11 protein-coding genes are annotated in these 8,981 nt (G+C 67.7%); 8 read left to right on the top strand and 3 right to left on the bottom strand.

Annotated elements, in window-relative coordinates:
• Positions 1–88: 88 nt before the first annotated feature.
• From msrB to V6S02_RS10375, 5 genes are all read left to right on the top strand, one after another.
• Positions 89–556, top strand: a complete 468-nt coding sequence (gene msrB / locus V6S02_RS10355) for a peptide-methionine (R)-S-oxide reductase MsrB (RefSeq protein ID WP_336400743.1) — start codon at positions 89–91, stop codon at positions 554–556.
• A complete protein-coding gene (msrA, locus tag V6S02_RS10360; RefSeq protein ID WP_336400744.1) occupies positions 553–1,113 on the top strand; it encodes a peptide-methionine (S)-S-oxide reductase MsrA in 561 nt (186 codons plus the stop codon). Before msrB ends, msrA begins: the two co-directional genes overlap by 4 nt.
• Positions 1,114–1,205: 92 nt before the next feature.
• On the top strand, positions 1,206–1,418 hold the full coding sequence (locus V6S02_RS10365; protein ID WP_124293898.1) for a DUF2945 domain-containing protein: 213 nt from the start codon (positions 1,206–1,208) through the stop codon (positions 1,416–1,418).
• Positions 1,419–1,557: 139 nt separating this feature from the next.
• On the top strand, positions 1,558–1,761 hold the full coding sequence (locus V6S02_RS10370) for a cold-shock protein (protein ID WP_124293899.1): 204 nt from the start codon (positions 1,558–1,560) through the stop codon (positions 1,759–1,761).
• A 253-nt stretch (positions 1,762–2,014) separates the two neighbouring features.
• A complete protein-coding gene (locus V6S02_RS10375; protein WP_442927911.1) occupies positions 2,015–3,046 on the top strand; it encodes a fatty acid desaturase family protein in 1,032 nt (343 codons plus the stop codon).
• Between the two features lie 85 nt (positions 3,047–3,131).
• Here V6S02_RS10375 and V6S02_RS10380 read toward each other — a convergent pair whose 3' ends face one another.
• The gene (locus V6S02_RS10380) at positions 3,132–3,647 is read right to left on the bottom strand and encodes a GNAT family N-acetyltransferase (protein ID WP_336400745.1); all 516 of its coding nucleotides are present in this window, start codon (positions 3,645–3,647) and stop codon (positions 3,132–3,134) included.
• 146 nt (positions 3,648–3,793) lie between these two features.
• Here V6S02_RS10380 and V6S02_RS10385 point away from each other — a divergent pair, with 146 nt between their 5' ends.
• A complete protein-coding gene (locus tag V6S02_RS10385; RefSeq protein ID WP_336400746.1) occupies positions 3,794–5,146 on the top strand; it encodes an HNH endonuclease signature motif containing protein in 1,353 nt (450 codons plus the stop codon).
• Between the two features lie 40 nt (positions 5,147–5,186).
• Here the strand turns inward: V6S02_RS10385 and V6S02_RS10390 are convergent, their stop codons facing one another.
• Positions 5,187–5,759, bottom strand: a complete 573-nt coding sequence (locus V6S02_RS10390; protein ID WP_336400747.1) for an AAA family ATPase — start codon at positions 5,757–5,759, stop codon at positions 5,187–5,189.
• A 31-nt stretch (positions 5,760–5,790) separates the two neighbouring features.
• Between V6S02_RS10390 and V6S02_RS10395 the strand changes: the two genes are divergently transcribed.
• On the top strand, positions 5,791–6,156 hold the full coding sequence (locus tag V6S02_RS10395; protein WP_336400748.1) for a DUF2834 domain-containing protein: 366 nt from the start codon (positions 5,791–5,793) through the stop codon (positions 6,154–6,156).
• Here V6S02_RS10395 and V6S02_RS10400 read toward each other — a convergent pair.
• Complete coding sequence (locus tag V6S02_RS10400; RefSeq protein ID WP_336400749.1) at positions 6,074–7,213, bottom strand: LacI family DNA-binding transcriptional regulator; 1,140 nt, start codon at positions 7,211–7,213, stop codon at positions 6,074–6,076. The two genes, V6S02_RS10395 and V6S02_RS10400, sit on opposite strands and share 83 nt — an antisense overlap.
• A gap of 221 nt (positions 7,214–7,434) precedes the next feature.
• Here V6S02_RS10400 and V6S02_RS10405 point away from each other — a divergent pair, with 221 nt between their 5' ends.
• Entirely contained in the window at positions 7,435–8,802 is a 1,368-nt protein-coding gene (locus V6S02_RS10405) for an ABC transporter substrate-binding protein (RefSeq protein WP_336400750.1), read from the top strand.
• Positions 8,803–8,981 lie beyond the last annotated feature (179 nt).

Consider the following 8,981-nt stretch of genomic DNA (forward strand, 5'->3'; position numbering starts at 1 on the left):
CAGGCGGCTCCCAGCTTCACGGGACCAAATCCGTCCTGCCGACGGTTCTCTTACTGTGACGCGGCAGCCAGCCGCGTGAGGAGGAATCGTGACGAACGAGTACCGCAAGACCCCCGAGGCGATCAGCGCCTTGACCGACCTGCAGTTCCAGGTCACGCAGCGCGACGGCACCGAGCCGCCGTTCCGCAACTCCCATTGGAACAACCACGACCCGGGAATCTACGTCGACGTGGTGTCGGGAGAACCGCTGTTCTCCTCCACCGACAAGTTCGACAGCGGAACGGGGTGGCCGAGCTTCACGCGCCCCATCGACCCCGAAGCGGTGACGACGAAGACGGACTGGAAGATGATCCTGCCGCGCACCGAGGTGCGGTCGGCGATCGCTGACAGCCACCTCGGGCACGTCTTCCGAGATGGACCGCGGGATGCCGGTGGGCTGCGCTACTGCATGAATTCCGCCGCGCTGCGCTTCGTGCCTGCATCGGACCTGCAGGCCCAGGGGTACGGCGCATACCGCAGACTGTTCGAGAACACCCAGAAGGAGAACGCCTCATGACCAGTGGACCCACCGACACCGGAGCGATCACCCGCCTCCCCGGCACCGAGACCGCCGTCCTCGCGGGCGGATGCTTCTGGGGCATGGAGGATCTGATCCGCAGGCAGCCCGGGGTCCTGCAGACCCGCGTCGGCTACACGGGCGGGAGCAACGATCACGCCACCTACCGCAACCACCCCGGCCACGCCGAGGCGGTGGAGATCGTCTTCGATCCTTCGCAGACGACATATCGCGACATCCTGGCGTTCTTCTTCCAGATCCACGACCCGTCGACGCTGAACCGTCAGGGCAACGACATCGGCACCAGCTACCGTTCGGCGATCTTCCCGCTGACCCCGGAGCAGGAGCGGGTCGCGCGCGACACCATCGCCGACGTCGACGCCTCGGGCCTCTGGCCCGGCAAGGCCGTCACGACGATCGAGCCCTCAGGACCCTTCTGGGAGGCCGAGCCCGAGCACCAGGACTACCTGCTGCGCATCCCGAACGGCTACACCTGCCACTTCCCGCGCGCAGGGTGGGTCCTCCCCCGCCGCTCGGAGGCGACATCGACGGTCTGACCGGCCGCTCTTCGCAGGTTTCGCCCCCGCGGTCAAGGGCTTCGTCCCACGCCGCGGGGGCGCGACCATTCTCGGAAGAGAAGGAGGATGTCGTGACCAAGGACCTCAAGAAGGGCGATCGCGTCAGCTGGAGCACGTCGCAGGGACGCACCCAGGGCACGGTGGTGGAGCGTCGTACGAAGGACTTCCAGTTCGCCGGCCAGAAGTTCACCGCCAGTGACGACGAGCCGGCGTACATCGTCGAATCGGAGAAGAGCGGCGACAAAGCCGCACATAAGGGCTCCGCGCTGCGAAAGCTCTCCTGATCCGCACCCGTTGCCGTGCTACGGTTGACGGGCTTCACGCGGGTCTGTTATCGGGCCGCGCTGAACACGTCCGCTCCGCACTTGTGGGAGCGGCACACCCGGTCGCCTCCGCGGCCCGAAAAGAAAAAGGAAAGACACGATGGCCACTGGCACCGTGAAATGGTTCAACTCCGAGAAGGGCTACGGGTTCATCGCACCCGACGACGGCTCGGCCGATCTCTTCGCGCACTTCAGCGCGATCACCGGTGAGGGCTTCAAGGAGCTCCACGAAGCGCAGAAAGTCGAATTCGACGCCGAGCGTGGCCCCAAGGGCATGCAGGCTGCGAACATCCGCGCACTCTGATCTTCATTCCGTCAGCCGGCGGGGGTGACCGAAAGGTCTCCCCGCCGGCTGACGGCTTTCTGGGAACTCGGCGTATACCGCTTCGTGGATACGAGGGTACGTACGCTGAAGAAAGCGATCGGCATCCGCCTTTGGCTTTCCAGGCCGAAGTGGTCGCGATCGAAACCGAGGTAACCCCATCTCTTCCACCGTCCTCGAGCCCCGCCTCGGACCTGTTCGTCAGACGTACGCCGGCACGGCGGAATTCCCGCCCATGGCCCGCGCCTACACCGATGTGGCGCAGATCGTCCGTGAAACCGGCCTCCTCGCCCGCGCACGCTGGTTCTACGCCCTGGTGGGCGCCGCGATCGCACTCGGCTTCGGTGCCTGCATCGCCGGCTTCATCCTGCTGGGAGACAGCTGGTTCCAGCTCCTCATCGCCGCGGCCCTCGGCATCCTCTTCACTCAGGTGGCCTTCCTGGCGCACGAGGCGGCTCACCGTCAGATCCTCAGCTCCGGCCCCGCGAACGATCGGCTGGCGCTCATCCTCGGCAACGGGGTCGTGGGCATGAGCTTCTCGTGGTGGGCCAGCAAGCACACCCGGCACCACGCGAACCCGAACCGCGTCGGGAAGGACCCCGACATCGAGATCGACACGATCTCGTTCATCGATGAGGATGCGGCGACGGCCCGGGGCCTGCGGCGGGCCATCACGCGGCGACAGGGGTACCTGTTCTTCCCCCTGCTGACGCTCGAGGGGCTGAACCTGCACGCCATCGCGTTCCGCCACCTGTTCAGCCGGCAGCCCGTGAAGGGCCGGATCACCGAGCTCGCACTGCTGTTCCTTCGCTTCGGCGTCGTGCTCGTGCCCGTCTTCCTCTTCCTGCCCCTGGGCATGGCCTTCGCCTTCCTGGGCGTGCAGCTGGCCGTCTTCGGCGTCTACATGGGAGCCTCCTTCGCCCCCAACCACAAGGGCATGCCGGTCATCGCCAAGGACGCCAAGCTCGACTTCTTCTCCAAGCAGGTGCGCACCTCGCGCAACGTCAGCGGCGGATGGTGGGCGACCGTGCTCATGGGCGGTTTGAACTACCAGGTGGAGCACCACCTCTTCCCGAACATGCCTCGCCCGCATCTGGCCAAGGCCCGTGACATCGTCCGCGACCACTGCGAGACGCTGAATGTGCCGTACACCGAGACCACACTGTGGCGCTCCTACGCCATTGTGATCGCGTACCTGAACCGGGTGGGGCTCGCGGCCCGCGACCCCTTCGACTGCCCGATGACGGGAACATATCGCCGCGTCTGACATGGGCGCGCGAAGCGGCGGGTGCGGTGCAGGACATGCCGCACCCGCCGCTTTCGTGTGGGCGTGTGGGAGGTGATCCCCGCGGTCATCCCCGCTCGGGAGCGGTCTGCGCGAGGGCTCGCAGGGCGTCACCGCTGAGACGCTGGGTGGTCCACTCCTCCATCGGCAGGGCGCCGATCGCCCGGTAGAACCCGATCGAGGGTTCGTTCCAGTCGAGAACCGTCCACTCGAACCGTGCGTACCCGCGTTCGACGCACTCGTCCGCGAGCGCCTGCATGAGCGCGCGACCGTAGCCGCGGCCCCGGGCGACGTCGTGCACGTAGAGATCCTCGAGCCAGATGCCGTGCGTTCCGGTCCAGGTGGAGTAGGTGAGGAACCAGATCGCGATGCCGAAGATCGCCCCGTCGCGTTCCACGACGTGGGCGAAGACACGCGGCTCGGGTCCGAACAGCGAAGCGGTCAGCGCCTCGACGGTGTTCTCCACCGCATCGGGTTCTCGCTCGTAGACCGCGAGGGCGGAGATGGCGTCGAGGATGCCCGGCTCATCGCCGGGCTGGGCGCGGCGGAGAACCGCACCATCGGGGAGGGTGTGCGAGGTCACCGGTTGAGCGTACTGTCTCGACGTGAGCGGCGGCCGGTAGCGCATCCGGATTGCGAAGATATATACGACACTACGTGCCTCTTTTCCATGCGTAATGTCGGAACCCTCTGCGATGATTCTGATAGGTCATCGAGACGGGGTTTCCAGTGGACGCGGACGAGAAGCGGCGGCGGGCGGAGGACAAGCGCGCCGGGGTGTTCGCGGATGAGCTGGCGAAGCTGCGGCGGCGTCGGGCGGCGCTCGAGGCGAAGGAGACCCGGTTGCTCGCCGACGCATACGCGCTGACGCTCGAGCAGCGGTCACGGATCGGCTCGGTCTCATCGCGGGAACGGGACATGCCGCTGCGGTCGATGGCGCTGGAACTGGGGATGGCGGTCAGGGTGAATGACCGGTCGATGCAGTCGCAGATGCACGACGCCCACGAGTTGATCGAGCTGTTCCCTCAGACGATGGCGGCGCTGGTGGAGGGGCGGGTCAGTCGGGCGCATGCGCAGGTGATCCAAGACGCGGGCCGGGTGATCGAGGATGCCACCGACCGGGCGGCGTTCGAACGCATCGTCCTCGTCGAAGCCGAACGTCAGACCGTCCCGAGGACGAAGAAGTACGCCATCCAACGTGCCGCGGTCCTCGACCCGAGGCCGTTGCAGGAACGACACGACACCGCGATCCGGGAACGCCGGGTGTGGGTCACCGACCTCGACGACACCCTGTCGACCCTGACGATCCTCGGCGGGAACGTGTACATCCACGGCGCCTTCAACCGGCTCACCGGGCAGGGCACCACGATCAAGGACGTCGACCGCGCCAAGCGGCGCGAGTACGCCGCGACGCAGGGTGAAGCGGATGCGCCGGAGGAGGAAACGACGGAGCCGTGGTTCGACGACCGGTCGCTGGATGAGATCCGCTGCGACCTCGCCCTGGACATGCTCCTCGCCGGGTCCCCGGTGATCGACCCCACCGACGGGGCGCAGGGCGGGCTCAGCGCCATCCGGGCCGAAGTGCAGATCACCATCCCGATCACCACCCTCACCGGGGTGACGACGTCGGGGGCCGAACTCAACGGAGTCACCCCGGTCGACCCCGAGACAGCCAGAAAGATGGCGGGAACGACCAGGGTCTGGGACCGGGTCATGACCGACCCCATCACCGGGGTCGTCACCGCCGTGGACCGATACGTGCTCCATCCCTCCCAGACCCGGTTCCTCAACGCCCGCGACGTCACCGGCCGAACACCCGGATGTCGAAGGCCCGCGAAACTGTGCGACAAAGACCACTCCAAAGACTTCGCGTTGGGCGGACCGACCTCCAACGACAACCTCTGCAACGAATGCGTGAGGCACCACACGTTGAAACACGCGACGAACTGGCACGTGGAACAACTCCCCGGCGGGGTGCTGAAATTCACCAGCCCCGGCGGGAAGACCTACGACAGCCACCCACCCTCACGGGTCGCGTTCGTCCCCACCGACGACGACGGACTCACCGTCGCCCCCTTCTGAATGAGCAGGAGCGGGTGAGCATGGTGGCGAGGGTGCGGGATCAAAAGAGTCGCGCACTGGCCCGCAGCGGTCCATCGACCCACTGATCGACCTCGTTCTGCGAACGCAGACGAATCACCGCCGGCGCCGTGTCATCACGGGCCAGTCGGGGAATCCGCTCGTCGTACTTGTGCCTGGTGCTGATCGACCAGCGCACGATGTGCTCGGGGTCGGTGAAGAAGGTGTGGAGCGCAGGCTCGATGTTGCCGTTCCACAGTTCCTCGCGGCGGAGCCGCCGCCGAAGGGTCCGCCGCACGACCCGGGGGAACACGCAGCTCCAGTAGGGCAGGTCGAGCCAGACCAAGATGTCGGCACGCGCGGTGAGGAGAGGACGCGCGGTCGCGTACTGCCATTCGGTCACCCACGACTCCCCCGCCACCAGCCGCCCGACATCGTCGAGGAACTCTGGCCGCTCGGTCCAACCGGCTCCGTGGAAGAGGGCGTCGATCTCAGTGTGCGGCGCGCCGGTGACCTCTGCGATCCTCGCCGCGAGCGTCGTCTTCCCCGCCCCCGACACCCCTGCCACCGCGACCCGGCGCGGGCGGCGGGGCAGCGGATCGTCGAAGGCGAGCACCGCACGATGATACGGCGCTAGCCTTCGACCCATGACCCGCGCCCGCGACCCCTGGCCCCCACTCGCCATCGCCTTCCTCGTCCTGGCTATGGCGGGACTCGTCGCCACCTTCGTCTTCAACGTCTGGGCTGTCGTGCAGATGCGCGACTTCATCGGCGACCTCGTCAGCAGCGGCCCCGCGGTCTCATCCATCACCGTCGACCTCTTGGTCGTCGCGATCGCAGCCTGCGTTGTGATCGTCGTCGAGGGGCGACGGCTCGGGATGAAGCGGTGGTGGCTCTACATCGTGCTGTCGGGCATCACGGCGATCGCCTTCACTTTTCCGCTGTTCCTCGCGATGCGCGAGCGCCGACTGGCCGCGCAGCGCGCGACGGACGAGGCCGCTCCGACGGGGTGACGGCACCGGAGGCGGCGACGCCGCCGACCGGCGCGACGGAGCCGCGCGAGCGCAACGGCATCTCGATGCGTTCGACGGCGGCGACCGCATCATCCTCTCCGTCGAGGAGGTACTGGATGGCACGGCGCCCGAGTTCGTAATGCGGAATGGCGAAAGTGGTCAGGCCCGGGTGCAGCCACCCGGCCAGCTGGTGGTCGTCGAAGGAGACCAGCGAGAAGTCGTCGGGAACCCGCATGCCCGCCTCCTGCAGCGCCTGGTAGGCGCCGAAGGCGAGCCGGTCGTTGAAGGTGATGATCGCTTCGCCCCGAGCACCGGACGCGACGAGGTCGGCGGTCGCCCTCCATCCGTCCTCGGGGAGCCAGACCTTGCACATCCGTCCGCTCGCCGGCGCGATGCCGGCATCGGCGAGCGCGTCGAGGATGCCCGCGAGCCGCTCGCGACCCGCGACCGTCTGGGGCGCCACCTGGTCACGATCCGGTCCGGCGCCCACGAGGTGGATGCGCGTGTGACCGGCCGCCAGCAGAAGCTCCGCCGCACGCCGTCCGGCGTCGTATTCATCGGGGATGATCGCGGTGACCGCTCCCGCTTCGTCAGGCAGAGCGTTCAGCAGCACGACGGATCGGCCGCGCACCCCCTCGGGAATCGGCCGCTCCCGGGTGAACATCGAGGCGATCACCACGGCGTCCACCTGTCGGTCCAGCATCGTCTGGACCAGGCGCTCCTCTTCGGCGAGATCCCCCTCGGTCTCACCGATGAACAGCAGATACCCCTCGCGATGGGCATGGTCGAGGGCGCCCTTGATCATGTCACCGGCGAGCTGCGAGGTGGCGATGGTGTCGGAGATGAAGCCGATCGTGCGACTGGATCCGCGGCGAAGGTCGGCGGAGAGGATGTTGGGACGGTAGCCGAGTTCCGAGGCGACCTGGCGCACCCGCTGCTGCGACGCCTCCGATATGCGCAGCTCGGTTCCACGATCCGACAGCACCAGCGATGCCGTCGTCCGCGAGACACCGGCGGCGCGAGCCACATCGGCGAGGGTCACACGGCGTCGGGTCACGTCACTCGTCCTTCGTTCCAGGCCGATCCTAACGGGTGGGTAACAACACCCCGCGGGTCGCGATCAACGGAGTTGACAGACACGCGGTCGCTGGTCATGATGATCCTTGCTAACACGATTTAGCACGATGCTGAATCGAGTTAGCTCAAGGTACTCGCAGCCCCCTGCGTTCCTCGCCCACCCGATCGAAGCCATCGAAATCCCAAGGAAGGGAGACATTGGTGTCTCAATCACACGGCAACCGGTCACGCCTCTACCTCGCCACCGGCCTGCTCGCAGCATCCGCCCTCGCTCTCGTCGCCTGCGCCCCTCCCGGCGGCGGCGGCGCGACCGACACCGACGGGTCGGCTGCGCCGACCCTGGACGGCGCTCCCACCTGCGGAGAGGAGGACGTCGTCCTCGACATGTACATCGAGACCGGCTTCCCCCTTCCCAAGGAGCTGGCCGACGAATTCACCACGCAGTACCCGAACGTCACCTTCGACATCCGCGAGGACCAGTTCGCCGTCATCACGCAGAACGCGCCCCGGGTGCTCCAGGACTCGCCGCCCGACCTCATGCGCCTGCCGCAGATGTCGGAACTGGCCTCCAGTGGCCTCCTTCTGAACCTCGACCCGTACGCCGAGGCGTTCGGGTGGACCGACTGGCCCGCCTCGCAGCTCGAGCAGCTGCGCGTCGACGATGAGGGCCGTCGCGGCGACGGACCGCTGTACGCGATGGGCCTGAACTTCTCGATGACCGGGGTGTTCTACAACAAGGAGCTCGCCGAGCAGATCGGCATGACCGAGCCGCCCGCGACGCTCGAGGAGTTCGACGGCTACCTCGCCGCCGCTCGCGACGCCGGGCTCACGCCGATCGCCCAGTTCAACGGCGGCGCGACCGGCGGTCTGCTGTTCCCGCTCCAGCTGCTGATGGCCTCGTACGGCGAGACCGCACCGATCAACGACTGGATCTTCCAGAAGGAGGGGGCGACGATCGACACCCCCGACAACCTCGAGGCCGCCGAGCACCTGCAGGGCTGGGTCGAGGAGGGCTTCTTCGCCGACGACGTCAACTCGATGGACTACTCGCAGATGATGAGCCGTTTCATCGGCGGCGAGAGCGTCTTCATCTTCAGCGGCGACTGGGAGTCGGGCAACCTCGACACCCAGATGCCCGACAACGCCGGCTTCTTCGTCATGCCGCCGCTGGAAGACGGCGGAACGATCGGCGCCATGTCGGCACCCCTCACGTACGGCATCTCCGCGAACGCCGAGAACCCCGACTGCGCCGCATTCTTCCTGAACTGGGTCGCCACGGATGAGACGGCGCGCACCATCACGGTCGAGGTCGGCGGATCCCACCCGATGGGGCCGGCCGATGCCTTCATGCCCGAGGTCGCCGAGGGCTCGGTCACCGCCGAGACCCTCGCCGCCGGCACCACGATCAACGACGCCGACGGCGCGATGGACTTCATCGCCAACGCCACCGGAGCGATCTACGCCCAGAGCTGGACGCCCAACGTGCAGCGACTGGTCGCCGGTGAGCAGGACGCGGCGGGCCTGCTGAGCTCGGTCCAGGCCGACTACGAAGCCGAGGTCGGTCAGTAGGCATGAGCTCACGCTCCCAGGTCGCGGGGGGGGGGCCCGACCCCCCCCCCCCCCCCCCCCCCCCCCCCCCCCCCCCCCCCGCGCCCCCCCCCCCCCCCCCCCACGCCGGCTGCGGAAGCGGGTCGGCGACGAAGGTGCCGCCGTACCGGCCCCGCCGCCGCACGAGGTACCCGGTGTCG

This window comes from Microbacterium sp. CCNWLW134, from assembly GCF_037083565.1.
Taxonomy (GTDB): Bacteria; Actinomycetota; Actinomycetes; order Actinomycetales; family Microbacteriaceae; genus Microbacterium.